Here is a 26958-nt window from a genome sequence, read left to right on the forward strand (position 1 = left end):
CTGTGGTAGCGATGGCGAAGGTTTAATCGTTCGCTTTTCTCTTTATGCAGAATTCGGAATCTGACACAGCGACAGGCGAGTTTTTTCGCGTATTGTTGTGCAGGATGTTAGCTGAGAGCGTTTAACGTGAATTTACTCACTATGAGTACTGAGCTTGGATTAATTTTTCTCTTTTCTTTGGCTTTCCTCTTTTTTGCGCGAAAAGCAGCTAAAAAAATTGGTTTAGTGGATAAGCCTAACTCACGTAAACGTCACCATGGCGCGATTCCGTTGGTTGGCGGCATTTCCGTGTTCGCAGGTATCTGCTTTACCTTCGCTATCACCAACTATTACCTCCCTCACGCACTGCTTTATCTGGGCTGCGCGGGTGTGCTGGTGCTGGTCGGGGCACTGGATGACCGTTTTGACATCAGCGTTAAAATTCGTGCGGTCGTGCAGGCCATCGTCGCCTTTGTAATGATGTTTGGTGCCAAACTTTACCTGCTCAGCCTGGGGTTCATCGTGGGTCCGATTGAGCTGGTCGTGGGACCTTTCGGTTATGTGCTGACGCTGTTTGCTGTCTGGGCCGCCATTAACGCCTTCAACATGGTAGATGGCATTGACGGCCTGCTAGGTGGACTCTCCTCAGTGACTTTTGCCGCAATGGGGACCATTCTCTATTTCGACGGCCAGACCAGCCTCGCGATGTGGTGCTTTGCGATGATCGCCGCCACGCTGCCCTATATCCTGCTTAACCTCGGCTTCCTGGGGCGTCGTTTTAAAGTCTTTATGGGCGATGCCGGCAGCACCATGATTGGTTTTACCATTATCTGGATTCTGCTGGAAACGACCCAGGGTCTGAGCCATCCCATTACCCCGGTAACCGCGCTGTGGCTGATCGCCATTCCTCTGATGGATATGGTGGCGATTATGTATCGTCGCCTGCGTAAAGGCATGAGTCCATTTTCTGCTGACCGTCAGCACATTCATCATCTGATTATGCGAGCCGGTTTCAGTTCGCGTCAGGCTTTTGTACTGATTACTGTTGCAGCGGCGATCCTGGCCGGTATCGGTGTGCTGGGTGAATATCTGGCTTTCATCCCGGAGTGGGTGATGCTGCTGCTGTTCCTGGGCGCTTTTATGGTTTACGGCTACTGCCTGAAACATGCGTGGCGTGTGGCGCGACGTGTCCGGCGCATTAAACGTCGTCTGAACCACTATCGCGAAGCCAAAAATAAATGAACCCGATGCTGATAAAGGATAACGCTGGCATGCCTTCTGACGTTGTGGACAACGAACTGGATATACGCAGCTTTGGCTGCCGTTTATGGCGCGGTAAGCACTGGATTATCGGTCTGGCGCTGCTGTTTGCGCTGGTCGCCTGGATTGCTACGCTGCTGATGAAACAGGTCTGGAGCACCACGGCGATCACCGATCGACCCACGGTCAACATGCTCGGATCCTACTATGCGCAACAGCAATTCCTGACCAACCTGGATACGCGCAATAACGCCTTAACCCTGGCGGCACCGTCACCGACCGTGATGGATGAGGTCTATCAGGAGTTCACGATGCAGCTCGCGTCCTGGGATACGCGTCGCGAATTCTGGCAGCAGACCGACTATTACAAAAGTCGTAAAACAGGTAACGCGCACAACGATGCCGCCCTGCTCGACGATATGATCGGCAATATTCTGTTCACGCCCGCCGACGCAGCGCATAGCCTGCCCGATAACATCAGACTTAAAGCGGAAACGGCGGGCGACGCCAACAATCTGCTGCGTCAGTATATCGCTTACGCCAGTGAGCGCGCGGCGCGGCATCTTAACGATGAACTGAAAGGCGCCTGGCAGGCCCGCACGAACCAGTTGCAGGCGCAGGTAAAACGTCAGGAAGATGTGGCGAATGCGGTTTTCCAGCGCCAGCAGCACCGGCTTGAGCAGGCGCTGAAGCTCGCCAGTCAGCAGGGGATCAGTCAGAAACAGACACGCGAGATGAGTGAAAACCTGACAGACAGCGATCTCTTCCTGCTGGGCCAGCCGGTTTTGCAGGGACAGCTGGAAACCCTGCGCGCCACCGGTCCGGCGTTTGATATCAGCTATGATCAAAACAGGGCAATGCTGACGACGCTTGCGGCCGGGCCAGAACTGAACAGCCAGTTCCAGACCTACCGTTATCTGCGTACGCCGGAAGAGCCGGTATCCCGTGACAGTCCGCGACGCCTGTTCATGATGATTCTGTGGGGTGCGGTTGGTGCATTAACCGGCGCTGGTGTGGCGCTGGCACGTCGTCCGCGTCCGATGTCAGACATGCATGATTGAGAGAAACAGTGTGAAAGTTCTGACCGTATTTGGTACTCGCCCGGAAGCCATCAAAATGGCCCCGCTGGTTCAGGCGCTGGCGCAGGATCCTGCGTTTGAGTCGCGACTCTGCGTCACCGCCCAGCATCGCGAAATGCTCGACCAGGTGCTGCGTCTGTTCAGGCTGCAGCCGGACTATGATCTCAATATCATGCGTCCCGAACAGGGGCTGACCGAAATCACCTGCCGTATTCTTGAGGGGATGAAAACCGTCCTGCTCGACTTTAAGCCGGACATCGTGCTGGTGCATGGTGACACCACCACCACGCTGGCGGCGAGTCTGGCAGCATTTTATCAACAGATCCCCGTCGGCCATGTGGAGGCGGGTCTGCGCACCGGCGATCTCGCCTCACCGTGGCCGGAAGAGGGAAACCGCAAACTCACCGGCCATCTTGCCCGTCTGCACTTCACGCCTACCGCCCGATCGCGCCAGAATCTGCTGCAGGAGAATCTGCCGGATGCGCGTATTATCGTGACCGGTAACACGGTCATCGATGCGCTGCTGTGGGTCCGCGACCAGGTACTGGACGATACCAGTCTGAATGCGGAGCTGGCGGCGCGCTATCCGTTCCTCGATCCCGCTAAGAAACTGGTGCTGGTCACGGGCCATCGGCGTGAGAGTTTTGGCGACGGTTTTGAGCGTATCTGCAGCGCGCTGGCACAGATCGCCCGCCAGCATCCGGAAGCGCAGATCGTCTACCCGGTGCATCTCAATCCCAACGTCAGTGAGCCGGTGAACCGCATCCTCAGCGGCATTGAGAATATCATCCTGATCGAACCTCAGGAGTATCTGCCGTTTGTCTGGCTGATGAATCGTGCCTGGCTGATCCTTACGGACTCCGGCGGTATTCAGGAGGAGGCGCCTTCGCTGGGTAAACCGGTCCTGGTGATGCGTGATACCACCGAACGCCCCGAAGCGGTGGATGCTGGCACAGTCAGGCTGGTGGGCACCGATATTGCCAGAATTGTTGCGAGTGTCGGGGAATTACTGAGCGACGACGAGGCCTGGCAGGCGATGAGCCACGCCCATAATCCCTATGGCGATGGCAAAGCCTGTGGTCGCATTTTACAAGCCTTAAAAGATAACCGAGCCGAATTATGAGTTTTGAAACCATCTCCGTGATTGGACTGGGATACATTGGGCTGCCGACGGCAGCCGTTTTTGCCTCAAAGGGAAAAAAAGTGGTGGGGGTGGATATCAACACCCGCGCGGTAGAAACCATCAATCGTGGTGCGATCCACATCGTGGAGCCCGACCTGGACCAGGTCGTCCATGCTGCCGTCACGCGCGGCGATCTGCGAGCCACGACGCAGCCGGAAGCCGCTGACGCCTTTCTGATAGCCGTTCCAACGCCGTTCAAGGATGGGCATCAACCTGACCTGCGCTTTGTGAAAGCTGCGGCAGAGTCAATTGCGCCGGTACTGAAAAAAGGCGATCTGGTCATTCTGGAGTCGACTTCGCCGGTGGGCAGCACCGAACAGATGGCCGACTGGCTGGCTGCGGCCCGGCCCGACCTGCGCTTTCCTCAGCAGAGTGAAGCGCCTGACGTGTTTATTGCCTACTGCCCGGAGCGGGTGCTGCCGGGTCAGGTCATGGTTGAGCTGATTAACAACGACCGGGTTATCGGCGGCATGACGCCCGCCTGTTCCGCCCGTGCCAGCGAACTCTACCGGCTGTTTTTAAAAGGCGAATGTGTGGAGACGAATGCCCGCACCGCCGAAATGTGTAAACTGACCGAAAACAGCTTCCGTGACGTGAATATCGCCTTTGCCAATGAGCTGTCGCTGATTTGCGCCGATCAGGGCATTAACGTCTGGGAACTGATTGCGCTGGCAAATCGCCATCCGCGCGTCAATATCCTGCAGCCGGGGCCGGGTGTCGGCGGCCACTGCATCGCGGTCGATCCCTGGTTCATCGTGGCGCAGAATCCTGACCTGGCCCGCCTGATCCGCACTGCGCGCGAGGTCAATGACGCCAAGCCGCAGTGGGTGCTGGACCAGGTGAAAACGGCGCTGGCAGACTGCCTGACGCAGACCGGCAAGCGCGCCAGTGATATCACCATCGCCTGTTTTGGCCTGGCCTTTAAACCCAATATCGATGACCTGCGCGAAAGCCCGGCCATTGGCGTGGCGCAGAACATCGCCGAGTGGCACAGTGGCACAACCTGGGTGGTTGAACCCCATATTGCGCAGCTGACGGATGCACTCGCTGACCATGCGGAACTGGTGTCGGCTGAGCAGGCACTGGCGCAGGCCGATATTCTGGTGATGCTGGTCGACCATCGCGCCTTCCGTGCTATCGACGCGGCCAGCGTGCAGCAGAACTGGATTGTCGACACCAAAGGTGTCTGGCGATGATGTGCTTTCTGATCACCGGCGATGCCGGTTTTATCAGTTGGGTACAGGTGCGTTTCTCCGTTTACAGGGCGGCTACAGAGGGCTACCTGGCGTAATCACTGGCTGACGACCAGCTGTGCGCTGCGGGCGAAGCGCTTATAAAAACCGGCTACGGCCACTATCAGCTGGATTTATGACATGTCTCTCCACGTCAGTATTCATCCCCTTAGCTGGGAGAGCACGTTCTTTGGTGTTGAGACCGTGCGGCTGGAAGCAGAAGGTGACACCCCTCTGGGCCAGGCGCTGCGTCATCCCTGTGCGCTGATGCAGATGAAAGTGGCGGCCAGCGAGACTGCGCTGATTGATACGCTGCAGCAGCATCAGTTTCAGCTGGCAGAAGGGGAAGCGGACCTGACGCTGGCGGTGGCGCAGACGGAACGGCAGGCGGGGATTCGCATTGCCCGCGAGTCGCAGATCCCGCTGTTGCGCGATGCGGCGTCTGTGCTGTTCAGCCAGAGTCGTTTCCGTGCGCCCTGGTACGCGCCGGACGCCAGCAGCCGCTTTTACGCGCAGTGGATTGAAAATGCAGTGCGCGGTTCGTTTGACGATCAGTGCCTGGTGGCGACGGATGCCGCAGGACAGCTTCAGGGCTTTGTTTCACTCCGCGCGGTCGACGGCGATGCCCGTGTTGGCCTGCTGGGCGTACTGCCTGATGCGCAGGGCCAGGGGCTGGGTCAGCGGCTGCTGCTGGCGGCGGCTGACTGGGCACGGGTACGGCAACTGAACCAGCTGCGGATTGCCACCCAACTCAGCAATCTCACGGCGATGCGCCTCTATTTACGCAGCGGTGCCCGGCTCGACAGCACCGCCTACTGGTTTTACAGGAAAGGTCATGATTCCATTTAATGCGCCTCCGGTTGTGGGCACCGAAATCGAGTATATGCAGTCGGCAATGAACAGCGGCAAGCTCTGCGGCGACGGCGGATTTACCCGTCGCTGCCAGCAGTGGATGGAGCAGCGTTTCGGCAGCAAAAAAGTGCTGCTGACGCCTTCCTGCACCGCGTCACTGGAGATGGCGGCACTGTTGATCGATCTGCAGCCTGGCGATGAAGTCATCATGCCGAGCTATACCTTTGTCTCTACCGCCAATGCCTTTGTGCTGCGCGGTGCGCGGATTGTATTTGTCGACGTGCGCCCGGACACCATGAACATTGATGAGACGCTGATCGAAGCGGCCATCACGGAAAAAACCCGCGCTATCGTGCCGGTGCATTATGCAGGCGTGGCCTGTGAGATGGACACCATCATGGCGCTAGCGGCAAAGCATAAGTTGTTTGTGATTGAAGATGCGGCGCAGGGCGTAATGTCACGCTACAAAGGCCGTGCGCTGGGTACCATCGGCCATATCGGCTGCTTCAGCTTTCATGAAACGAAAAACTACACCGCAGGCGGTGAGGGTGGGGCGACGCTGATCAACGACGCCAGCCTGGTTGAGCGCGCCGAAATCGTGCGCGAAAAAGGCACCAACCGCAGTCAGTTCTTCCGCGGACAGGTGGATAAATATACCTGGCGCGACATGGGATCGAGCTATCTGATGGCCGACCTGCAGGCAGCTTACCTCTGGGCGCAGCTGGAAGCTGCAGAGCGTATTAATCAGCAGCGGTTACGCATCTGGCAGCGTTATTACGACGCCCTCCAGCCGCTGGCGGCCCAGGGCCGCATCAGCCTGCCGGTGATCCCAGCCAGTTGCGAACACAATGCGCACATGTTCTATATCAAACTGCGCGATCAGGACGATCGCGAGGCGCTGATTAGCTGGATGAAAGAGGCCGAAATTCTGACGGTGTTCCACTATATCCCGCTGCACAACTCGCCTGCCGGTGAGCGATTCTCGCGCTTTGCCGGTGACGATCGCTTCACCACCCGCGAAAGTGAACGCCTGCTGCGCCTGCCGCTGTTTTACAACCTGTCAGATAACAACCAGAGCACCGTCATCAGCTCGCTGCTGAGCTTCTTCTCCTGATGTCACTTGCCAGAGCCTCAGTGTGGACCGCGTCGTCCACACTGGTAAAAATCGTGGCTGGTCTGCTGGTCGTTAAACTGCTGGCGGTCAGCTTCGGACCCGAGGGCGTCGGCCAGGCGGGGAACTTCCGTCAGCTGATTACCGTGCTGGGCGTACTGGCGGGCGCGGGGATTTTCAACGGCGTTACCGCCTATGTCGCGCAGTATCAGCAGCAGCCCGACCGGCTGCGGGCGATGACGGGAACGGCATCGACCCTTGTAATGGGCTTTTCCGGCGTGCTGGCGCTGCTGTTTCTGCTGGCGGCGGCTCCCATCAGTACCGCGCTGTTTGGTCACGACCGCTATCAGGGGGTCATCCGCGTGGTGGCCTTTCTACAGCTCGGCATCGCCTGGGCTAATTTCACTCTGGCGCTGCTGAAGGGGTATCGCGATGCGCGCGGCAATGCGCTGGCGCTGATCTTCGGCAGTCTGATTGGTGTGGCGGGCTATCTGGTCTGCTGGTGGGCCGGTGGCTATCAGGGCGCGCTGATCGGGCTGGCGCTGGTTCCGGCCTTACTGCTGCTGCCGGCGCTGATCATGCTTAAACGCCGTGTGCCGCTGCCGCTGAGCTGGCTGCGTCCCCAATGGCATCCTGAGCTGGCAGGGAATCTGGCAAAATATACGCTGATGGCGCTGATTACTGCCGTCACCCTGCCGGTCGCCTGGGTGCTCATGCGTAATCTGCTGGCGGAGCAGCAGGGCTGGGCACAGGTCGGATTATGGCAGGGCGTCACCAGCATTTCCGATGCTTATCTGCAGTTTATCACCGCCACCTTCAGCGTCTGGCTGCTGCCGACGCTGGCGCGGCTCGACAATAAGCGCGATATCGCGCGTGAGATTGGCCGTGCGCTGCGCTTTGTCCTGCCCGCCGTCGCGGTTGCCAGCTTTAGCGTCTGGGTGCTGCGCGATTTCGCCATCAGCCTGCTCTTCTCTGAGGCGTTTCGCGGCATGCGCGATCTCTTTGTCTGGCAACTGAGCGGCGATGTTTTTAAAGTTGGCGCCTATGTTTTCGGATATCTGGTGATCGCCAAAGCCTCGCTGCGCTTTTATGTTCTGACTGAGATCAGCCAGTTCCTGCTGCTGACTCTGTTATCGCGCTGGCTGATCCCGCTCAATGGCGCGACGGGGGCAGCTCAGGCTTATATGCTGACCTATATGCTTTACTTTGCCCTGTGTTGTGGCGCTTTTATCGTTTACTGCCGGAAAAAATGACTTTAATTCACGTTTTGGGATCGGACATTCCCCACCACAACCAGACGGTGCTGCGCTTTTTCAACGACGTCCTCAGCGTTGAGCAGCCCGCGGCTTCGCCACGCCATTTTATGGTGGTGACGCCGCAGCCCGAAAGTCTGGCTCCCTTCAGCGCGTTGCAGATCGAATGCTTTGCCAGCAAGAAAGCGCTGGCTCAGGCGGTCATGGCGCGGGCCAGCGATCGTCAGCAGCGGTTTTTCTGTCACGGGCAGTTTAACCCGTGGATCTGGCTGGCACTGCTCAGCGGGAAACTGCGCCGCTCACAGATCTTCTGGCACGTCTGGGGGGCCGATCTCTATGAAGATTCGCGCAGCCTGAAGTTCCGTCTGTTCTATCACATTCGCCGAATCGCCCAGGGCCGCGTCGCTCAGGTTTTTGCGACCCGTGGCGACCTGCATCACTATCAGCAGCGCCATCGCCGCGTGCCCGGTTCACTGCTCTATTTTCCCACCCGCATGCCTGCCGTCGCGGTTACGTCTGTGCCTTCAGCGCGGTTTACGCTGCTGCTGGGTAATTCCGGCGATCCGGGTAACCGGCATATCGAAGGCCTGAAGGCGATTCACGCGCAGTTTGGCGAGCAGGTGCGTATTGAGGTTCCGCTGGGCTATCCGCCGGGCAACGACGCTTATATCAGCCAGATTCAGGGCGCCGCAGAGACGCTGTTTCCGGACGGGCAGGTCAATCTGATCCGCGAAAATCTGCCATTTGAGCACTATCTGGCCCTGCTGGCGCGCTGCGATGTCGGCTATTTTATGTTTGAACGACAGCAGGGGGTGGGAACGCTCTGCCTGCTGATTCAGGCCGGTGTGCCTTTTGTCCTGAGCCGCAAAAATCCCTTCTGGCGGGATGTGGCTGAGCAGCAATTACCGGTCCTGTTCAGCGACGATGCGTTGTCGCCTGCGGTGATTGCTGAGGCGCGGCGTCAGCTGGCGAGCTGCGATAAACAGGCGATCGCCTTTTTTGCGCCGGGCTATCTGGCTGGCTGGCGGGCGGCGTTACAGCTCAGCGAAGGAGAGTTGTCATGAGTCTTATGCAGTTTGGCGGCCTGCTGGTGGTCTATCTGCTGTCGCTGGCTTTTATCCTGACCCTGACCTGGCGGGAGTTTAAGCGTGTTCGTTTTAACTTCCATCTTTTCTTCACGCTGCTGTTCCTGCTGACTTTCTATTTCGGCTTCCCGCTGACCTCGGTGCTGGTGTTCCGCTTTAATGTCGATGTTGTGCCGGTTGAAAATCTGCTGGAGGCGCTGCTGTCGGCGACGGCGTTTTATGCCATCTATTACGTCAGCTATAAAATACGGCTGAAGCCCGCCAGCGCCACGCCGGCGAAACCCTGGCTGCAGATGAATCGTGTCGAGACCCATCTGACCTGCGTCATTCTGGCGCTGGTAGCGGTGGGAACCGTCACAGTGTTTTTTATCCACAACGGCTTTTTACTGTTCCGCCTGACCGCTTACAACCAGATCTTTTCCAGCGAAGTCTCGGGCGTGGCGCTTAAGCGTTTTTTCTACTTCTTTATTCCGGCGATGCTGATCCCCTACTTTTTACGCCCGACACGTCGCAACTGGCTGCTGTTTCTGGTCGTCACCGTGGCCTTTGGTTTACTCACCTATGCGCTGGTCGGGGGCACGCGCGCTAACATTATTATTGCGTTTGCCCTGTTCCTGTTCATCGGCATTACCCGCGGCTGGATCACGCTGTGGATGCTGGCAACGGCTGGTGTGATGGCGATTGCCGGGATGTTCTGGCTGGCATTGCGCCGCTATAACCTGGATGTCATGGGTGATGAAGCGTTCTATACCTTCCTCTATCTGACGCGTGATACTTTTTCGCCGTGGGAAAACCTCGCCCTGCTGCTGGATAACTACGCCAGAATCGAATTCCAGGGGCTGGCTCCGCTGTGGCGCGACTTTTACGTATTTATTCCGACCTGGCTCTGGCCGGATCGGCCGCTGGCGGTGCTGAACAGTGCTAACTACTTTACCTGGGAAGTGCTGAATAACCACTCCGGCCTGGCCATTTCACCTACGCTGATAGGGTCGCTGGTGGTGATGGGCGGCGTCTGGGCGATTCTTCCCGGCGCGGTCGCGGTCGGGATGATTATTAAAGCCTTTGATGCGATCTACCAGCGCGGCTGCCTGGAGACTAATCGCTACAGCGGCGCCATCCTGCAAAGTTTCTGTTTTGGCGCAGTCTTTAACATGATCGTGCTGGCACGCGAAGGTCTTGATGCCTTCGGCTCACGCGTGGTGTTTTTCTGCATCATTTTTGCTGCCTGCCTGGGCATGGCTAAATTACTTTTCTGGTTACTGGATCGCGCAGGTTTAATCCGCGACCGCAGCAGGCGGGTAGCGCACAGCCCGCTCTGATTAACCTCTGGGATTAACGGAAGATATGACAAAGTTAACGGAAACGCCGCAGTACCGGATTCGGGGCGTTGAGCTGTATGGCTTCGAGAACATGCCGTCGGCGGTGAATTTTTTGATGCCGCCACAGCAGGTACGCAGCGGCATTTTGGTGGCAATCAATGCGGAGAAGATCCTGACCGCTGAGCAGAATGAGGGACTGCGCACGCTGCTCACCCAGGCGGAATATGCCTACGCGGATGGCATCAGCATTGTGCGCTCGATTCGCAAGAAGTATCCCCAGGCGCGGGTGCAGCGCATTGCGGGCGCGGATTTGTGGGAAGCGCTGATGGAGCGTGCCGGGCGGGAAGGGACGCCGGTATTTCTGATCGGCGGTCGTCAGCAGGTGCTGGATGAAACCTGCGCTAAGCTGCGTCGCCAGTGGAACGTGAATATTGTCGGGGCGCAGGATGGCTATTTTGCGCCAGCCGAACAGGACGCATTGTTTGCCCGGATTGCGGCCAGCGGTGCAAAGCTGGTAACCGTGGCGCTGGGGTCGCCGCGTCAGGAGCTGCTGATGCTGGCGTGTCGTGCACACTGGCCAGATGCCCTCTATATGGGCGTAGGCGGCACCTATGATGTGTTCACCGGTCATGTGAAGCGTGCGCCGGTAATCTGGCAGCGGCTGGGGCTGGAGTGGCTTTATCGCCTTATTCGTCAGCCCTCACGCCTGCGCCGACAGCTAAAACTGCTGAAATATTTGCGTTATCACTGGCGAGGCGATCTCTGATATTGCTGATAAATGCCGCATTTTTAGTCTCTGTGTATACGCGAATGCGCTTTTTCTCGACAAAATGCACAAAGCGTAATCAAACGCATCTTTTTATTTAAAAAGCACTAGACACGATGGGCGCTTATCTCTAGTATGCACATCCGCAACGGCGCTACGCGCCCGTAGCTCAGCTGGATAGAGCGCTGCCCTCCGGAGGCAGAGGTCTCAGGTTCGAATCCTGTCGGGCGCGCCATATCGTTTGTGCGCATGAGCTTCGGTGGTTGATTTACCGCGGTTGGCAGTAAAGATTTAAATGCTGCAGGTTTGTAATCTGTATCATGAAGAATTGTGGTGGCTATAGCTCAGTTGGTAGAGCCCTGGATTGTGATTCCAGTTGTCGTGGGTTCGAGTCCCATTAGCCACCCCAGATTTTGCTGGGAAACGCGAAGGTGGCGGAATTGGTAGACGCGCTAGCTTCAGGTGTTAGTGTCTTAACGGACGTGAGGGTTCAAGTCCCTCTCTTCGCACCAGGCAAAACAGTTTAAAAAAATCGGCGAGTAGCGCAGCTTGGTAGCGCAACTGGTTTGGGACCAGTGGGTCGGAGGTTCGAATCCTCTCTCGCCGACCATATTTAAGAAACCTGTCTGAAAAGACAGGTTTTTTTTCGTCTGTGGAAAAGAGGATGAGAACCTCCGGAGGAGGTTTGCGCCGGGCGCAGCGAGACAACGTTGCGTCAGCAACGGCCCGCAGGGCGCTGCTCGCAGAGCGGCGTTATCCTCTCTCGCCGACCCTTTTTAGAAACCTGTCTGAAAAGACAGGTTTTTTTTCGTCTGTGGAAAAGGGGGTGATGACTTTTGAAGATGATTCAGGGGGTACAGCGAGATAAGTTTGCTGTAAATCCGAGCCTGCGAAGGGAACTCGGGCAGATCGGAAAGTCGCTTAAGCCATCCATGGCCGCCCGGCCCACGCCGCCCCTGACGTAGGACGCTTTCCTCCTCTGCCCGTGTTTCCTGCGTGTTGAGTTTTGCGCTGTGGTCAGATGCATCCAGGTTTAGATCTGTCATTAGTCTGAAGCGTTCAGATAAGTAACAGATGCGTCTGCCATACATGAAGCAAAGGGAGCATACGCATGTAGCAAAGCAACGCGGGCATGGACGGCCCGCGCTGAGCTCGCCAGGGATAGCGTCTTTTGCGTCTTTGCGAAAGGCGTATGCTCCCTGAGCCCGCACCGTGGTGAGAACGGGCGGTGCGTTTGAGCTTATCCGTGGCAACCAAAGGTACGCTGCTTCTATTTGGCCAACAGTCTGAGCAATGTCGTGAATTGCAGACAAATAAACCATTGTTATTGTTGTGATAACCGTAATAATGATCTCGCCGTCTCCATTCAGAGACAGCATAATTTACGCCTGTCGCTTTATCCCGACGCTTCCTGCCAGGTCTCGCTCAGGAAAGGCTTAGCCACCTTATTAAATTATTGATTATTATCAAATTAAAAAATAAATCTTAACCTGGCATGACTTGTGCAATACTTCTGCTGTAGATGCTCATTCCACCTCTTATGTCGGCTGATGCTACATAAACCTGGGAATGATGCAGAGCCAATTTCAGATACCTGTTGTCTGCCTGCCTGTATCGCGCAAGCCTTACAGGGTTAACAGACACTACGTTGAGTCAGGTATCTCCCGGTTGTCTTACCGACCTGATCTTGCACCTGCCCGTGGCAGGTGTTTTTTTTGCCTGCGGCAGGGTGGGATGAGAGAAGAAGGGCATAAAAAAGCCGGGCAAGCCCGGCTTTTAATTCTCCAGACGGCATCAGCCGTTGGGATTATTCTTCAGCGTCAGCAACAGGCCTTCACGACGCATTTTCGCTGCTTCTTCCGGGCGATGCAGGCGATCATAAACATCCGCCAGCCATGCATAGTCGAAGGCATCGGGACGCTGTTCCAGCGCCTGCTGCAGGGCTTCAGCTGCCTGCTGCCATTCGCCGTGGCGCATCAGCAACTGTCCCAGCGTACTGTGCAATAGCGGTGTCGCGCCATGCTGCTTGATCTGCTGGCGTAGCGCCTTTTCCAGTGCTTCCGGATTACCGCTTTTAATACGAGGCATCAGCAGCACCAGACGATCGTCATAATGGCGCTTGAGGCCCTCCAGCACGATTGACTGCGCAGTGTCGTGATCGTTGCACTCAATCAGATGATCCGCCATTGCCACCTGCAGCGTCGTATCCTGACGGGTTTTACGGCTCAGCGTGTTCCACCAGCGCTTCAGTCCATCACTGCCCTGGTCGGCCATCGCCTGATTCATCAGACCCAGCCAGGCCTGCTGCTGCAGAGCCTCGCGATGCAGTTCATCGCCGACCTGCGCCTTCTGCATGGCGGGCAGAATATCCAGCAGGGCGCTCCAGGCACCGGTACGGATATAGGCCTGTTCAGCCAGACGCAGCACTTCCGGATGACGCGGTGCCACTTCCAGCAGACGATCGATGCTGTGACGCGCCGCGTGATCTTCGTTACGTGCCAGCTGAATCCGTGTGCGGGCAATCTCAACCGGAATGGTGTTGTTTTCAGCAAGCTCCGCAGCCCGTTCCAGATGCTGATTCGCACGGACTTCGTCGCCACGCTGCTGAGCGGCTTCGGCGGCCAGCAGATAGTTCGCGACCGGCACATCGGCGTGGTCGGCATCTTTAGACAGCAGTTTTTCTACCTGACGATGGTCGCCCTCGGCCAGCTTCATCAGCGCCGACTGAGTATGACGCTGGGCACGACGGCGCTTGCGTCCGGTAAACCAGCCACGGGTACGTGCCCCGGTGCGCAGCAGGCGACGCAGCAACCACTCAACGGCCAGAATCACCAGCAGGCTGATGATAAGGATAATGGCCAGGCCGGTGACGCTGGTTTCGATATTCCAGTTATCGGTCTGAATCAGTACATAGCCCTGATGACCGGCGATCATCGGTCCCAGCACCACGCCCGCAATCAGCAGGATAAAGAGGATAAATACCTTAAGCATCCTTAGCCTCCCTGCTGATTAGCAGCGGCAGAAGGTTGCGCTAACAGGTTCCGCACGCGGGTCTGCATCAGCTGCTCCAGCAGCGGCTGACTTTGCAGGTTATCCGGCAGATCCATATTGATGTTCTGCTGGCTCAGTTCATCAAGCTGAGCGAGAAACGCTTTGGTGGCAGCATCGTTGGTGTCGTACCAGGCGCGAACCCAGGCCGAAACGGTATCAATAGACTGCTTGTAGATCTCATCCTGATGACGCGGTACAGCCTGCGCCGCAATCAGCAGACGTGAGCGGATGTTCTCGCGCAGATAAACGTCCTGATTAGGGGCCAGCAGGGGCTGGGCGGTGTTGTCGCGGCGGCGGATGGTAATAAAATCATCCATGAAGTTATGCCAGCTTTTCACCAGGTTCTGCCGCCATTCACGCACGGAACCTGACAGCTCACCACCGTCGCTGTCCATCGGCGCATCGTCACTGTCGTTATCCGCCAGACGCAGATTATCAACGTTATTCGACAGCTGATTCAGCTTAAGGATCACCCCGTCGTAATCGACCTGGGTCACGGCAGAGAGGTTACCGATATCCTGAGTCAGGGCACGGCGTACGTTCATGACGCTGGGGTCGTTCATGTCGGCCAGGCTGGCATCGGCACTTTTCAGCAGCGCCGCAGCGGTCGTGACATCCTGGTCGCTCCAGAGTTTACGACCGGCCAGCTTCACCAGATAGTCCGCCTGTGCCAGCAGCCAGCTGCGCACATCGTTGCCGGAAATGACGGCCATCTTTTCACGCAGCGTTTCCAGCTCTTTTGCTGATGCCGCCTGCTGGGCCTGTGCTGTCTGCAGCGCGGTTTCTGCGCCACTCAGTTGCTGTGTCAGCTGCTGTTTATCGCTGCTGGCCTGCTGCTGCAACGCGCTTAATTGATCGCTCAGCTTCTGATTGGTTTGTGCCTGCAAATCAGCCTGATGTTTCCCGTTAAGGTATAAGCCCGCACCTATTGCCAGCGCAATGACAATCGCCACTGCCCCCAGCACCATGCCACCATTTTTCGCCTGACGCGGTGGTGTGCTGTTGCTGGAAGGAGAGCGGTCGACCGCTGGGGTGGTTTCTTCAACCATGGCGGAGGAGTCTTTTTGTTCCGTCATATGTGGCACATCCCATTATTAAAGTTCAGCGTAACGCGCGCAGCAGCGCATCGTTATCGGCACCATCGGCTACCTGAATATCCTGCCAGCCCAATCCTGCAGCCAGGGTAGCCAAACGTTCACTGACGACGATCAGTCGGCAGTTGAGCAGCCATTCCTCGCGATCAACTGCGGGGAACAGCGAAAAAAGCTGTTGTAACATTTCACCGCTGGTCACCACCACGACAGAGACGCCGCGATCGCGCCAGCGACGGCCTTCAACCGGACCGTCGTAGTGCTTCTGGCAGCGCTGATAGCAGGCAGCAAACGTCACCTCAGCACCGCGCCGGGTTAACGTCTCTGCCAGCAGTTCCCGTCCGGGATCGCCACGCAGGATCAGTGCACGTTTACCGGCTACCTGCTGAAGCGTATTCAGCTGGATCAGCTCTTCACTGGTTTCATGGGCATGAGGCCAGGTCACCTGCTGACCGCTGACGGTATGAAATGCCAGAGCGGTGCTGCGACCAATTGCATAATAGTCCAGCTCAGGAGGCCACGCTTTGATCCGGTGCTGTGCGTAGTGAATAACCTGCTGTGAAAGGAGAAAGACGAGGTCACCGGCGCGCAGTCCGGCCAGCGTCTGAGGCAGAGAGGGGAGGTCAGCGCCCGGCGCAAATTCGATCAGCGGCAGGCTCCACGCCTGTTTACCAATGGCATGCAGGCGTGATACCAGCTCTGCCGCTGCGGGCTCCGGGCGCGTCACCAGGATGGTCATGCTGGCGGCTGCCCCTGATAAACCTCTTTCAGGATTTCACGCGCGCCGCCGTTTAGCAGTTCATCGGCAAGTGAAATGCCCATCTGTTCCGCCTGCGCGCGTGGGCCACGGCGTTCACCGCTGACCATCATCCGGCCATCCGGAGCGCCGACCATGCCGCGCAGCCAGAGATCGTCGCCTTCCAGCACCGCGAAGCTGCCAATCGGCACCTGACAGCCTCCCTCCAGACGGGTGTTCATGGCGCGCTCCGCTCTGACACAGACTTCGGTGTCGGCATGGTTCAGCGCCTGCAGCAGATCAATTAAGGTACTGTCATTGAGACGGCATTCAATGCCGACCGCGCCCTGGCCCACGGCGGGCAGAGACACCTCTGCAGGCAGCGCCTGACGAATGCGATCTTCCAGTCCCAGGCGCTTCAGCCCGGCAACGGCAAGAATAATGGCGTCATAGTCACCGGCATCCAGTTTACCGAGGCGGGTGCCAACGTTGCCACGCAGTGAGCGGATAACCAGATCCGGACGGCGTGCGCTGATCTGACACTGACGGCGCAGGCTCGACGTACCTACAATGGCACCCTGAGGCAGCGCGTCGATAGAATCATAATGATGAGAAACGAACGCATCGCGCGGATCGTCGCGCTCGCAGATGGTCACAAGGCCCAGCCCCTCGGGGAAACTGACCGGCACATCCTTCATGGAATGCACCGCCATATCGGCACGGCCTTCCAGCATCGCCAGCTCCAGCTCTTTGACAAACAGCCCTTTGCCGCCCACTTTAGCCAGCGGCGTGTCCAGGATAATGTCACCTTTGGTGACCATGGGCACCAGCTCAACGCGCAGGCCCGGATGGGCGCTCATAAGGCGTTGCTGAACATAATGTGCCTGCCACAGTGCGAGCGGACTTTGTCTTGTAGCAATTCTGAAAATTTTGTCTAACATGCTGTTAACCATTTTTATCGTTCACTGAATATCCTATCATCTCTGGGCGAATACTGTCAGTTTCAACGGATTGAAAAGGGCGGCGCACGGTTTGCGGCCCGGTTTATCAAGCCGCCGCGTTGGATCCGGTCCTGAAAATGCAGGAAGCGGGTCAGAACGTGCTAAACTGTTAAGTAGCGCAACTTTCTTTACGGTCAATCTGCCGGGTGTTAGATTGATCACGTTTCCAGCAATTATCTGCCCACTTTTTTACGCCATCAGAGGCAGAGCGGGGAAACAGGGTGCTTAAACACTGGGACAATCAGGCGAAACGTCTTGTACCTCTATATTGAGACACTGAAACAGAGACTGGATGCAATCAACCAGCTGCGCGTTGACCGTGCGCTGGCTGCCATGGGGCCCGCTTTTCAGCGTGTCTACAGTCTGCTGCCAACCTTATTACATTATCAACATCCGCAGATGCCGGGTTACCTTGAAGGTAACGTTCCACATGGCATCAGCTTTTTCACGCCTGATGAAAATCAACGCCAGCTGCTGGCCGACCTGACCGGCGATAATGACCTGCGCCATGCTGATGTGCCAAAAGGTGAAAGGCCCATCACGGCCATCTACTCCATGGGCAGTACCTCCTCTGTCGGTCAGAACAGCATCTCGGATCTCGATATCTGGGTCTGCCATCAATCCTGGCTGGATAACGAAGAGCGCCTGAATCTGCAGCGCAAATGTACGCTGCTGCAGAAGTGGTGCGTCTCTATGGGCGTGGAAGTGAGTTTCTTCCTGATTGATGAGAACCGTTTCCGTCATAACGAAAGCGGCAGTCTGGGCGGAGAAGATTGCGGCTCAACCCAGCATATTTTACTGCTGGATGAGTTTTACCGTACTGCGGTTCGCATGGCCGGTAAACGCATCCTGTGGAACATGGTGCCGGGCGAAGAAGAGCATCACTACGACGACTATGTGATGTCGCTGTACGCCAAAGGCGTCCTGACCCCGAACGAGTGGCTCGATCTGGGTGGCCTTGGTACGCTGTCGGCCGAAGAGTACTTTGGTGCCAGCCTGTGGCAGCTCTATAAAAGCATCGACTCGCCTTATAAAGCCGTTCTGAAAACGCTGCTGCTGGAAGCCTACAGCTGGGAATATCCGAATACGCAGCTGTTGGCGATGGATATTAAACAGCGTCTGCATGACGGCGAAATTATCTGTTTCGGGCTCGATCCCTACTGCATGATGCTGGAGCGGGTCACCCATTATCTGACCAGTATCGACGATCAGCCGCGTCTTGATCTGGTGCGTCGCTGCTTCTACCTGAAAGTGTGCGAAAAACTTAGTACCGACGATCATCAGCATCGCAGCGGCTGGCGCCGCGAAATTTTATCGCAGCTGGTCAAAGCCTGGGGCTGGAACGACGAGAAGATTGCCATTCTGGACAACCGTGCAGAGTGGAAAATTGAGCGGGTACGTGAAGCCCATAACGAACTGCTGGATGCGATGATGCAGAGTTATCGCAACCTGATCCGTTTTGCCCGCCGTAATAATTTAAGCGTCAGCGCCAGCCCGCAGGATATCGGCGTGCTGACCCGTAAACTCTATGCGGCCTTTGAGGCGCTGCCGGGAAAGGTCACGCTGGTTAACCCGCAGATCTCACCCGATCTCTCCGAGCCTAATCTGACCTTTATTCATGTGCCACCCGGTCGCGCCAACCGTTCAGGCTGGTATCTCTATAACCAGGCCCCGGATATGGATTCGATCATCAGCCATCAGCCGCTGGAATATAACCGCTACCTGAACAAGCTGGTGGCGTGGGCATGGTTCAATGGTCTGCTGACCCGCAAAACCCGGCTGCATATTAAAGGCAACGAAATCTGCGATCTGGCGCGGCTGCAGGAACTGGTAAATGATGTCTCCAGCCACTTCCCGCTGCGTCTGCCTGCGCCGACGCCAAAAGCGCTCTACAGCCCGTGCGAAATCCGCCATCTCGCCATTATCGTCAACCTTGAGCACGATCCGACGGCGGCCTTCCGCAATCAGGTGGTGCACTTTGACTTCCGCAAGCTGGATGTTTTCAGCTTTGGTCAGCAGCAGCAGTGCCTGATTGGCAGTATCGATCTGCTCTATCGCAACTCCTGGAATGAGGTACGTACGCTGCACTTCAGCGGCGAGCAGGCAATGATCGAAGGGCTGAAAACCATTCTGGGCAAGATGCATCAGGATGCATCGCCGCCCGACACGGTGGAAGTTTTCTGCTACAGCCAGCATCTGCGCGGTCTGATCCGTACGCGCGTGCAGCAGCTGGTTTCAGAGTGCATTGAGCTGCGCCTTTCCAGCACACGTCAGGAGCCGGGTCGCTTCAAAGCCCTGCGTATGGCGGGCCAGACGTGGGGACTCTTCTTCGAACGCATGAGCGTCTCGGTGCAGAAACTGGAAAATGCGGTGGAATTTTACGGCGCGATCTCCAACAACAAGCTTCACGGCCTGTCGATCAAAGTCGAAACCCATCAGACGCCGCTGCCGCCGGTGGTAAACGGCTACGCCAGCGAAGGCATCATTCAGTTCTTCTTTGAGAACACGACCGACGAGCGTGGCTTCAACATCTACATCCTCGATGAAACCAATCGGGTTGAAGTCTATCATCACTGTGAAGGCAGCAAAGAGGAACTGGTGCGAGACGTCAGCCGGTTCTACTCCTCGTCGCACGATCGCTTTACCTACGGGTCGAGCTTTATCAACTTCAACCTGCCGCAGTTCTATCAGATCGTGAATACCGGTGAGCGATTCCAGGTTATTCCGTTCCGCAGTCAGACACTGACGCAGCTCTGCACATCGCAGCCTGACAACGACAACAGCGACTATCAACCGCGCTATCAGGTGCATTGATGCTGACGGGCTGCCTGCGCTCCGCAGGTGGCCGCCTTCTTTCTGGCCTGTCACCCGGTTCACGCTATTTGCGGGGATTTCCTGTTGCTTTTCCACCTTCAACTGCGATGATAAGCATCCAGGTAAAGGACATGAAGAGCATAAAGAATGAAGAAAGTAATAAGCCTGTTGGCCATGACACTGGCAGTAATCAGCCTTACAGGTTGTGGCCTGAAAGGCCCGCTCTACTTCCCGCCGAAGGATCAGCCGAAGAAACAGCAGGCACCGACCGAACGCCAGAAAGCGGACGCCACGAAAGCCGATGTGGGCGGGCTGGTGACCGGCAATGCAGGCGTAAAAGCGAACTAATCTGATGGCTTATCCGGCGGAGCAAAAAATGCAGTTCTCCAAAATGCACGGTCTCGGCAACGATTTTATGGTTGTGGATGCCGTGACACAAAATATCTTTTTTTCGCCGGAATTGATCCGCCGGCTGGCCGACCGCCATCTGGGTATCGGTTTTGATCAGCTGCTGATTGTTGAACCGCCTTACGATCCCGATCTCGATTTCCACTACCGCATTTTCAACGCCGACGGCAGTGAAGTGGCGCAGTGTGGCAATGGTGCGCGCTGCTTTGCCCGCTTTGTTCAGCTGAAAGGGCTGACCAACAAAAGCGATATCCGTGTCAGTACGCAGAATGGCCGCATGGTCCTGTCCGTTACGCCGGATGACCAGGTGCGGGTGAACATGGGCGAGCCCAACTTTGAGCCGCAGCAGGTGCCTTTTCGCGCCAATAAAGCGGAAAACCTCTATCTGCTGCGCGTGGCAGAGCAGACTGTGATGCTGGGTGCGGTGTCGATGGGCAATCCGCACTGCGTTATTCAGGTTGAAAGTGTTAAAACCGCCCAGGTTGAGCTACTGGGGCCGATTCTGGAGAGTCATGAACGCTTTCCGGAGCGCGTCAACGTCGGTTTTATGGAGATCCTGAATCCCGAACATATCCGCCTGCGCGTCTATGAACGCGGCGCAGGTGAAACGCAGGCGTGCGGCAGCGGTGCCTGTGCTGCCGTTGCGTGCGGCATTCAGCAGGGCATTCTGGCCCCGAAGGTCCGGGTTGATCTGCCCGGCGGCACGCTGCATATCAGCTGGAAAGGGGCCGGTCAGCCGCTCTATATGACCGGGCCTGCTACACATGTTTATGATGGGTTTATTCATCTATGAAAAATATCGAAGAGCAGGCTGACAGTTCGGTTCTGCTGGACGATCAGGCCGTCAGTGATTACCTGCGGCAGAATCCCGAATTCTTTATCCGCAATGCCCGCGAAGTCGAACAGATGACTGTGCCACATCCGGTGCGTGGCAGCGTGTCGCTGGTCGAGTGGCACATGGCACGGCAACGTAACCATATCCAGCGGCTGGAAGAAGAGATCACGCTGTTGATGGAACAGGCCAGCGCGAACCACGAACTCTTTGACCGTCTGCTGTCGCTGGAAAGCCATCTGGCCGCGGCGGACTCTCTGCAGGATATGCTCAATCGTCTGCACCGCTGGGCGCGTGAGCTCGGTCTGGCGGGCGCAAATGTGCGGCTGTTCAGCGATAAATGGCTGCTGGGCGCGCCTTCAGATTTCTTTCAGCTGAGCCTGTCGCGCCAGGCGTTTGAGCCGCTGCGCATTCAGCGCTTCGGCAATCAGCATCACTATCTCGGCAACATTAACGGACCGGAACTGCTGCTGCTGTTGCCGCAGGCCAAAGCGATTGGATCGGTGGCGATGTCGCTGATGGGCGAAGAGGGCGATCTCGGCGTGCTGGTGTTCAGCAGCCGCGACAGCCAGCACTATCAATCGGGCATGGGCACGCTGCTGTTGCAGCATCTGTCACAGATGATGCCGGGCCTGCTGGCCCGCTGGGTTGAGCGCGCATGAGTCAGATGCTGCAGGAGGCCATCGACGGGTTTCTGCGCTACCTGAAGGTGGAACGCCAGCTCAGCCCGCTGACGCAGAGCAGCTATGCGCGACAGCTTGCCGCGCTGGTGGCCATTGCCGATGAAATGAAGCTCAGCAGCTGGACCGCGCTGGAACCGGCGCAGGTGCGCAGCATGGCGGCACGCAGCCGTCGCGCCGGACTTTCCGCCAGCAGCCTCGCGCTGCGTCTCTCGGCCCTGCGCAGTTTTCTTGACTGGCAGGTGAGCCAGGGGCTGCTTGCCGCTAACCCGGCCAAAGGGGTGATGACCCCGCGTAAAGCACGTCATCTGCCGAAGAACATCGATGTCGATGAGGTGAATCAGCTGCTGGAGATCGACCTCAGCGATCCGCTGGCCGTGCGCGATCGGGCGATGCTCGAAGTGATGTATGGCGGCGGGTTACGTCTCTCTGAGCTGGTGAACATGGATTGCCGCCACGTCGACCTCGACTCCGGCGAAGTGTGGGTGGTGGGAAAGGGCAGCAAAGAGCGTCGGGTGCCGATTGGCCGCACGGCGGTTACCTGGATCCAGCACTGGCTGCCGCTGCGCGACACCTTTGGCGGCCAGGATGATGCGCTGTTTCTTTCGACGCGCGGCAACCGCATCTCGCCCCGCAACGTACAGAAGCGTTTTGCAGAGTGGGGCATCCGGCAGGGTGTCGCCAGCCATATTCATCCGCATAAGCTGCGTCACTCTTTTGCCACGCACCTGCTGGAGTCCAGTGGCGATCTGCGCGCTGTGCAGGAGCTGCTGGGCCATGCGAACCTGTCGACAACCCAGATCTATACCCATCTCGATTTCCAGCATCTGGCATCGGTGTATGACGCTGCGCATCCCCGCGCCAAACGAGGAAAGAACGAATGAAGTTTTATCGTCCGCTGTCGGCCATTAAAGCCCTGACTTTCGACCTTGATGACACGCTTTACGATAACCATCCGGTGATCCATCGTACCGCCCTGGCGTCGCACGCCGCGCTGCAGGCGTATCATCCGGCGCTGCGTAGCTTTACGCCGCAGGATTATCAGCGGCTGCGCGACGACCTGCTGCTGCGTGAACCGGAGATCTATCACGATGTGTCGGAGTGGCGACGCCGCTCGGTCGAGCTGGCAATGCTGAATGCCGGCCTCTCTGCGGCCGACGCCACTGCCGGTGCGGCAGAGGTGATGGCAGTGTTCCACCACTGGCGCAGTCAGGTGGAGATGCCGGAAGAGACGCATCAGACCCTGAAAGCGCTGGCGGAAAAAGTGCCGCTGGTGGCGATTACTAACGGCAATGCCAGCCCGGAAAAAATGGGGATCGCAGCGTACTTCCGCTTTACCCTGCGTGCCGGACCGGACGGACGCGCCAAGCCGTGGCAGGATATGTATCAGCTTGCCGCGCAACGGCTGGCTATCGCGCCACAGCACATTCTGCACGTGGGTGATGACCTGACCACCGACGTGGCGGGCGCGCTGCGCTGTGGACTGCAGGCGTGCTGGATTAATCTGCGACAGGGCAATCTGATGCATATCCCGGATGCGCGTCTGTTACCGCATGTCGAAATTTCGCGGTTGGCATCACTCACCTCACTGCTATAATGGCTGTAAATTTATCCAGTCGTCATCTTTTTTCTGCTGTGCCGCTGCCTCTGAAGCGGCCTCTGTGTCGTCGTCTTTTCTGCATCGATACGCCCGCGGCAGACAAGCGCCACAGCGCGACGACGGCGTTTTTTCTCTGGTAAACGGTGCTTATGGACGTTTCTGAACTGCTCGATGGTTTAAATGACAATCAGCGCGCTGCCGTTGCGGCACCGCGCAGTAACCTGCTGGTGCTGGCAGGCGCGGGCAGTGGCAAAACGCGGGTGCTGGTGCATCGCATTGCCTGGCTGATGTCGGTCGAGAACTGCTCGCCTTATTCAATTATGGCGGTGACCTTTACCAACAAAGCGGCGGCGGAAATGCGTCACCGTATCGAGCAGCTGATTGGCACCAGTCAGGGCGGCATGTGGATCGGAACGTTTCACGGCCTGGCGCACCGCCTGCTGCGCGCCCACCATCTTGATGCCGGTCTGCCGCAGGATTTTCAGATCCTCGACAGCGAAGATCAGCTGCGGCTGCTCAAGCGCCTGATCAAATCGATGAACCTCGATGAGAAGCAGTGGCCTGCGCGTCAGGGCATGTGGTACATCAACGGCAAAAAAGATGAAGGCCTGCGGCCAAAGCATATCGAAAGCTACGGCAACCCGATTGAGCAGACCTGGCTGCGTATCTATCAGGCCTATCAGGAAGCGTGCGATCGCGCCGGGTTAGTGGATTTTGCCGAGCTGCTGCTGCGCGCGCACGAGCTGTGGCTTAACAAGCCGCATATTCTTAATCACTATCGCGAACGCTTTACCAACGTGCTGGTGGATGAGTTTCAGGATACCAACAACATTCAGTACGCCTGGATCCGGATGCTGGCGGGCGACAGCGGCCGGGTGATCATCGTGGGCGACGATGACCAGTCGATCTACGGCTGGCGCGGCGCGCAGGTCGAAAATATCCAGCGCTTCCTGCAGGATTTTCCGGCTGCAGAAACAATCCGGCTGGAGCAGAACTATCGCTCGACCAACAATATCCTTAAAGCTGCTAACGCCCTGATCGCCAACAACAATGGCCGTCTGGGTAAAGAGCTGTGGACCGAAGGCAGCGACGGCGAACCGATCTCTATCTATTGCGCCTTTAATGAGCTGGATGAAGCGCGTTTTGTGGTGAATCGCATCAAGGTCTGGATGGAGAACGGCGGCGCACTCAACGACTGCGCGATTCTCTATCGCAGCAACGCCCAGTCGCGTGTGCTGGAAGAGGCGCTGCTGCAGAGCAGCCTGCCGTACCGTATTTATGGCGGTATGCGCTTCTTCGAACGTCAGGAGATCAAAGATGCACTCTCCTATCTGCGCCTGATGGCGAACCGTAACGATGATGCGGCCTTTGAACGTGTGGTGAATACTCCGACGCGCGGCGTGGGCGACCGCACGCTGGATGTGGTGCGACAGACGGCCCGTGAGCGTCAGATGACGCTGTGGCAGGCCACCCGCGAACTGCTGCAAAGCCGTGCGCTGGCGGGTCGGGCCGCGTCGGCCCTGCAGCGTTTCTGTGAGCTGGTCGACTCCCTGGCCACCGAAACCGCCGAACTGCCGCTGCATGTTCAGACTGACCGGGTGATTAAAGACTCCGGCCTGTGGCTGATGTATGAGCAGGAGAAAGGCGAGAAGGGCCAGGCACGTATCGAAAACCTTGAGGAGCTGGTGACCGCGACGCGTCAGTTCAGCTATCAGGATGAAGATGAGGATCTGATGCCGCTGCAGGCCTTCTTATCCCATGCGGCGCTGGAAGCGGGCGAAGGTCAGGCCGACAAATGGCAGGATGCGGTTCAGCTGATGACCCTGCACTCGGCGAAAGGGCTGGAGTTCAGCCAGGTGTTTATCGTCGGCATGGAAGAGGGCATGTTCCCGAGCCAGATGTCGCTGGACGAAGGTGGCCGGCTGGAAGAGGAACGGCGTCTGGCCTATGTTGGCGTGACCCGGGCCATGCTCAAACTGACGCTGACCTACGCCGAAACCCGCCGGCTTTATGGTAAAGAAGTGTATCACCGGCCTTCCCGCTTTATCGGTGAGCTGCCGGAAACGTGCATCGAAGAGGTGCGTCTGCGCGCCAGCGTCAGTCGCCCGGTAAACCATCAGCGGATGGGCGCGCCGGTGACCAAAAATGACAGCGGATTCGCGCTGGGCCAGCGTGTTCATCACGCTAAATTCGGCGAAGGCACCATCATCAATCTGGAAGGCAGCGGTGAGCACAGCCGTCTGCAGGTGGCGTTTCAGGGGCAGGGAATCAAGTGGCTGGTAGCGGCCTACGCGAAGCTGGAAACGCTTTAGCGTGCGGTTGACGGCTTTTTCGTCTCAGCGTAACATGCGCCCACTATTATCATGAGAGGACAATGCCTTGGACACGCCCAGTCGATGCTGGCTCAATGACCTGTTTAGCAGGCATAACATCTAAGGCTACCTCTTTACGCGGGTAGCCTTAGCGGTTATCAGCGACCTCCCTTTTTGATTCCGTCGCACGAGTCAGCACTGATTTACCTTTGAAACTCTGTTTCCGTGTTCAGGTTGCCGATTCCTGTTAAGGAACGGCGGACAGCCTTGTCCCATTTAGTCTGCAATGGGGAGTATTGCTATGCTGAGCGCATTTAAACTGGATCGCAGCCGCCTGACGCGACTGGAGCTGGAAGACGAAAACGACAAACTGGCCACGTCGGTCTGGGTCGATCTGATCGAACCCGAAGAAGGCGAACGCGACCGGGTGCAGTCCGAGCTGGGTCAGAGCCTGGCGACACGACCTGAACTGGAAGATATCGAGGCCTCGGCGCGTTTCTTCGAAGATGAAGATGGTCTGCATATCCACTCCTTCTTCTTCTATGAAGATGCTGACGATCACGCCGGTAACTCCACCGTGGCATTCACCATCCGTGAAGATCGACTCTATACGCTGCGCGAACGTGAACTGCCCGCGTTTCGTCTTTACCGCATGCGCGCCCGTAATCAGACCCTGATTGATGGCAATGCCTTTGAGCTGCTGCTCGACCTGTTTGAAACCAAAATCGAGCAGCTGGCGGATGAGATCGAGAACATCTATAGCGCGCTGGAGAAACTCAGCCGGGTGATCATGGAAGGCCAGCAGGGCGAAGAGTACGATCAGGCGCTGTCGCGGCTGGCTGAACTGGAAGATATCGGCTGGAAGGTCCGTCTCTGCCTGATGGATACCCAGCGCGCCCTGAACTTCCTGGTGCGTAAAGCGCGGTTGCCGGGTAACCAGCTGGAGCAGGCGCGGGAAATCCTGCGCGACATTGAATCGCTGCTGCCGCATAACGAATCGCTGTTCCAGAAGGTCAACTTCCTGATGCAGGCGGCGATGGGCTTTATCAACATTGAGCAGAACCGCATCATCAAGATCTTCTCAGTGGTTTCCGTGGTCTTCCTGCCGCCAACTCTGGTGGCCTCCAGCTACGGGATGAACTTTGAGTTTATGCCGGAACTGAAGTGGAGCTTTGGCTATCCCGGTGCGATTGGCCTGATGATTCTGGCCGGACTTGCGCCCTATCTCTACTTTAAGCGTAAAAACTGGCTATAAAACAGGAATGGGCCATCTGAGATGGCCCATTTTACTGGCTCCTGTCCCCATTTCTGCGT

At 57.3% G+C, this 26958-nt stretch carries 23 protein-coding genes, 4 tRNA genes and 1 other RNA gene; 24 read left to right on the forward strand and 4 right to left on the reverse strand.

The window, feature by feature from the left end:
* Positions 1-141 precede the first annotated feature (141 nt).
* The 15 genes from wecA (at position 142) to RT657_RS17140 (ending at position 11892) form a co-directional block, all read left to right on the forward strand.
* The gene (wecA, locus tag RT657_RS17070) at positions 142-1221 is read left to right on the forward strand and encodes a UDP-N-acetylglucosamine--undecaprenyl-phosphate N-acetylglucosaminephosphotransferase (protein WP_313655889.1); all 1080 of its coding nucleotides are present in this window, start codon (positions 142-144) and stop codon (positions 1219-1221) included.
* Positions 1222-1250: 29 nt separating this feature from the next.
* Entirely contained in the window at positions 1251-2300 is a 1050-nt protein-coding gene (wzzE, locus tag RT657_RS17075; RefSeq protein ID WP_313655891.1) for an ECA polysaccharide chain length modulation protein, read from the forward strand.
* 10 nt (positions 2301-2310) lie between these two features.
* The gene (gene wecB / locus RT657_RS17080; RefSeq protein ID WP_313655893.1) at positions 2311-3441 is read left to right on the forward strand and encodes a non-hydrolyzing UDP-N-acetylglucosamine 2-epimerase; all 1131 of its coding nucleotides are present in this window, start codon (positions 2311-2313) and stop codon (positions 3439-3441) included.
* On the forward strand, positions 3438-4697 hold the full coding sequence (wecC, locus tag RT657_RS17085) for a UDP-N-acetyl-D-mannosamine dehydrogenase (RefSeq protein ID WP_313655894.1): 1260 nt from the start codon (positions 3438-3440) through the stop codon (positions 4695-4697). The genes wecB and wecC overlap by 4 nt, the downstream gene beginning before the upstream one ends.
* Positions 4698-4874: 177 nt before the next feature.
* Entirely contained in the window at positions 4875-5582 is a 708-nt protein-coding gene (gene rffC, locus RT657_RS17090; protein ID WP_313655896.1) for a dTDP-4-amino-4,6-dideoxy-D-galactose acyltransferase, read from the forward strand.
* Positions 5569-6699: a dTDP-4-amino-4,6-dideoxygalactose transaminase gene (gene rffA, locus RT657_RS17095; protein WP_313655897.1), complete on the forward strand. Its 1131-nt coding sequence runs from the start codon at positions 5569-5571 to the stop codon at positions 6697-6699. The genes rffC and rffA overlap by 14 nt, the downstream gene beginning before the upstream one ends.
* Positions 6699-7949, forward strand: coding sequence for a lipid III flippase WzxE (gene wzxE, locus RT657_RS17100; protein ID WP_313655898.1), 1251 nt, complete (start codon positions 6699-6701; stop codon positions 7947-7949). The genes rffA and wzxE overlap by 1 nt, the downstream gene beginning before the upstream one ends.
* On the forward strand, positions 7946-9013 hold the full coding sequence (locus RT657_RS17105) for a TDP-N-acetylfucosamine:lipid II N-acetylfucosaminyltransferase (protein ID WP_313655899.1): 1068 nt from the start codon (positions 7946-7948) through the stop codon (positions 9011-9013). Before wzxE ends, RT657_RS17105 begins: the two co-directional genes overlap by 4 nt.
* Positions 9010-10353, forward strand: a complete 1344-nt coding sequence (wzyE, locus tag RT657_RS17110) for an ECA oligosaccharide polymerase (protein WP_313655901.1) — start codon at positions 9010-9012, stop codon at positions 10351-10353. The genes RT657_RS17105 and wzyE overlap by 4 nt, the downstream gene beginning before the upstream one ends.
* A 25-nt stretch (positions 10354-10378) precedes the next feature.
* Complete coding sequence (gene wecG / locus RT657_RS17115; protein WP_313655903.1) at positions 10379-11119, forward strand: lipopolysaccharide N-acetylmannosaminouronosyltransferase; 741 nt, start codon at positions 10379-10381, stop codon at positions 11117-11119.
* 158 nt (positions 11120-11277) lie between these two features.
* Positions 11278-11354: transfer RNA gene (locus tag RT657_RS17120), tRNA-Arg, on the forward strand.
* A gap of 98 nt (positions 11355-11452) precedes the next feature.
* A tRNA-His gene (locus RT657_RS17125) sits at positions 11453-11528 on the forward strand.
* Positions 11529-11544: 16 nt separating this feature from the next.
* Positions 11545-11631, forward strand: a tRNA-Leu gene (locus tag RT657_RS17130).
* 21 nt (positions 11632-11652) lie between these two features.
* Positions 11653-11729: transfer RNA gene (locus RT657_RS17135), tRNA-Pro, on the forward strand.
* Between the two features lie 33 nt (positions 11730-11762).
* A non-coding RNA gene (locus tag RT657_RS17140) (RtT sRNA) lies at positions 11763-11892 on the forward strand.
* A 1021-nt stretch (positions 11893-12913) separates the two neighbouring features.
* Here RT657_RS17140 and hemY read toward each other — a convergent pair.
* The 4 genes from hemY to hemC are packed head-to-tail and all read right to left on the reverse strand — an operon-like array spanning position 12914 to position 16938.
* Positions 12914-14110 carry a protoheme IX biogenesis protein HemY gene (gene hemY, locus RT657_RS17145; protein ID WP_313655905.1) on the reverse strand — a complete coding sequence of 399 codons (1197 nt, stop codon included), beginning with the start codon at positions 14108-14110 and terminating at the stop codon, positions 12914-12916.
* Positions 14111-14112: 2 nt separating this feature from the next.
* Positions 14113-15246, reverse strand: a complete 1134-nt coding sequence (hemX, locus tag RT657_RS17150) for a uroporphyrinogen-III C-methyltransferase (protein WP_313655907.1) — start codon at positions 15244-15246, stop codon at positions 14113-14115.
* A gap of 25 nt (positions 15247-15271) precedes the next feature.
* The gene (gene hemD, locus RT657_RS17155; protein WP_313655908.1) at positions 15272-16000 is read right to left on the reverse strand and encodes a uroporphyrinogen-III synthase; all 729 of its coding nucleotides are present in this window, start codon (positions 15998-16000) and stop codon (positions 15272-15274) included.
* Positions 15997-16938, reverse strand: coding sequence for a hydroxymethylbilane synthase (gene hemC / locus RT657_RS17160; protein ID WP_313655910.1), 942 nt, complete (start codon positions 16936-16938; stop codon positions 15997-15999). The genes hemD and hemC overlap by 4 nt, the downstream gene beginning before the upstream one ends.
* Before the next feature lie 315 nt (positions 16939-17253).
* Here hemC and RT657_RS17165 point away from each other — a divergent pair, with 315 nt between their 5' ends.
* From RT657_RS17165 to corA, 9 genes are all read left to right on the forward strand, one after another.
* Positions 17254-19812, forward strand: a complete 2559-nt coding sequence (locus RT657_RS17165) for a class I adenylate cyclase (RefSeq protein ID WP_313655911.1) — start codon at positions 17254-17256, stop codon at positions 19810-19812.
* A 147-nt stretch (positions 19813-19959) separates the two neighbouring features.
* Positions 19960-20160: an LPS translocon maturation chaperone LptM gene (lptM, locus tag RT657_RS17170; RefSeq protein ID WP_313655912.1), complete on the forward strand. Its 201-nt coding sequence runs from the start codon at positions 19960-19962 to the stop codon at positions 20158-20160.
* A gap of 28 nt (positions 20161-20188) precedes the next feature.
* On the forward strand, positions 20189-21013 hold the full coding sequence (gene dapF, locus RT657_RS17175; protein WP_313655913.1) for a diaminopimelate epimerase: 825 nt from the start codon (positions 20189-20191) through the stop codon (positions 21011-21013).
* Entirely contained in the window at positions 21010-21714 is a 705-nt protein-coding gene (locus tag RT657_RS17180) for a DUF484 domain-containing protein (protein ID WP_313655914.1), read from the forward strand. Before dapF ends, RT657_RS17180 begins: the two co-directional genes overlap by 4 nt.
* Positions 21711-22616 carry a tyrosine recombinase XerC gene (gene xerC / locus RT657_RS17185; RefSeq protein ID WP_313655915.1) on the forward strand — a complete coding sequence of 302 codons (906 nt, stop codon included), beginning with the start codon at positions 21711-21713 and terminating at the stop codon, positions 22614-22616. Before RT657_RS17180 ends, xerC begins: the two co-directional genes overlap by 4 nt.
* A complete protein-coding gene (yigB, locus tag RT657_RS17190) occupies positions 22613-23329 on the forward strand; it encodes a 5-amino-6-(5-phospho-D-ribitylamino)uracil phosphatase YigB (protein WP_313655916.1) in 717 nt (238 codons plus the stop codon). The genes xerC and yigB overlap by 4 nt, the downstream gene beginning before the upstream one ends.
* 152 nt (positions 23330-23481) lie before the next feature.
* Positions 23482-25644, forward strand: a complete 2163-nt coding sequence (gene uvrD, locus RT657_RS17195) for a DNA helicase II (RefSeq protein WP_313655918.1) — start codon at positions 23482-23484, stop codon at positions 25642-25644.
* A gap of 67 nt (positions 25645-25711) precedes the next feature.
* On the forward strand, positions 25712-25768 hold the full coding sequence (ysgD, locus tag RT657_RS19605; RefSeq protein WP_353887304.1) for a YsgD/CorL family protein: 57 nt from the start codon (positions 25712-25714) through the stop codon (positions 25766-25768).
* Positions 25769-25945: 177 nt separating this feature from the next.
* On the forward strand, positions 25946-26899 hold the full coding sequence (gene corA, locus RT657_RS17200) for a magnesium/cobalt transporter CorA (protein ID WP_313655919.1): 954 nt from the start codon (positions 25946-25948) through the stop codon (positions 26897-26899).
* Positions 26900-26958 lie beyond the last annotated feature (59 nt).

Origin of the sequence: Pantoea sp. (assembly GCF_032114055.1) — a bacterium.
Taxonomy (GTDB): domain Bacteria; phylum Pseudomonadota; class Gammaproteobacteria; order Enterobacterales; family Enterobacteriaceae; genus Pantoea.

Coding starts and splice junctions, on each gene's coding strand:
- wzzE (WP_313655891.1), top strand. CDS start 1,251: ATGCCTTCTGACGTTGTGGACAACGAACTGGATATACGCAGCTTTGGC.
- hemY (WP_313655905.1), bottom strand. CDS start 14,110: ATGCTTAAGGTATTTATCCTCTTTATCCTGCTGATTGCGGGCGTGGTG.
- hemD (WP_313655908.1), bottom strand. CDS start 16,000: ATGACCATCCTGGTGACGCGCCCGGAGCCCGCAGCGGCAGAGCTGGTA.
- wecG (WP_313655903.1), top strand. CDS start 10,379: ATGACAAAGTTAACGGAAACGCCGCAGTACCGGATTCGGGGCGTTGAG.
- RT657_RS17105 (WP_313655899.1), top strand. CDS start 7,946: ATGACTTTAATTCACGTTTTGGGATCGGACATTCCCCACCACAACCAG.
- hemX (WP_313655907.1), bottom strand. CDS start 15,246: ATGACGGAACAAAAAGACTCCTCCGCCATGGTTGAAGAAACCACCCCA.
- rffC (WP_313655896.1), top strand. CDS start 4,875: ATGTCTCTCCACGTCAGTATTCATCCCCTTAGCTGGGAGAGCACGTTC.
- wzyE (WP_313655901.1), top strand. CDS start 9,010: ATGAGTCTTATGCAGTTTGGCGGCCTGCTGGTGGTCTATCTGCTGTCG.
- xerC (WP_313655915.1), top strand. CDS start 21,711: ATGAGTCAGATGCTGCAGGAGGCCATCGACGGGTTTCTGCGCTACCTG.
- corA (WP_313655919.1), top strand. CDS start 25,946: ATGCTGAGCGCATTTAAACTGGATCGCAGCCGCCTGACGCGACTGGAG.
- lptM (WP_313655912.1), top strand. CDS start 19,960: ATGAAGAAAGTAATAAGCCTGTTGGCCATGACACTGGCAGTAATCAGC.
- wzxE (WP_313655898.1), top strand. CDS start 6,699: ATGTCACTTGCCAGAGCCTCAGTGTGGACCGCGTCGTCCACACTGGTA.
- dapF (WP_313655913.1), top strand. CDS start 20,189: ATGCAGTTCTCCAAAATGCACGGTCTCGGCAACGATTTTATGGTTGTG.
- RT657_RS17180 (WP_313655914.1), top strand. CDS start 21,010: ATGAAAAATATCGAAGAGCAGGCTGACAGTTCGGTTCTGCTGGACGAT.
- wecC (WP_313655894.1), top strand. CDS start 3,438: ATGAGTTTTGAAACCATCTCCGTGATTGGACTGGGATACATTGGGCTG.
- uvrD (WP_313655918.1), top strand. CDS start 23,482: ATGGACGTTTCTGAACTGCTCGATGGTTTAAATGACAATCAGCGCGCT.
- wecA (WP_313655889.1), top strand. CDS start 142: ATGAGTACTGAGCTTGGATTAATTTTTCTCTTTTCTTTGGCTTTCCTC.
- hemC (WP_313655910.1), bottom strand. CDS start 16,938: ATGTTAGACAAAATTTTCAGAATTGCTACAAGACAAAGTCCGCTCGCA.
- yigB (WP_313655916.1), top strand. CDS start 22,613: ATGAAGTTTTATCGTCCGCTGTCGGCCATTAAAGCCCTGACTTTCGAC.
- rffA (WP_313655897.1), top strand. CDS start 5,569: ATGATTCCATTTAATGCGCCTCCGGTTGTGGGCACCGAAATCGAGTAT.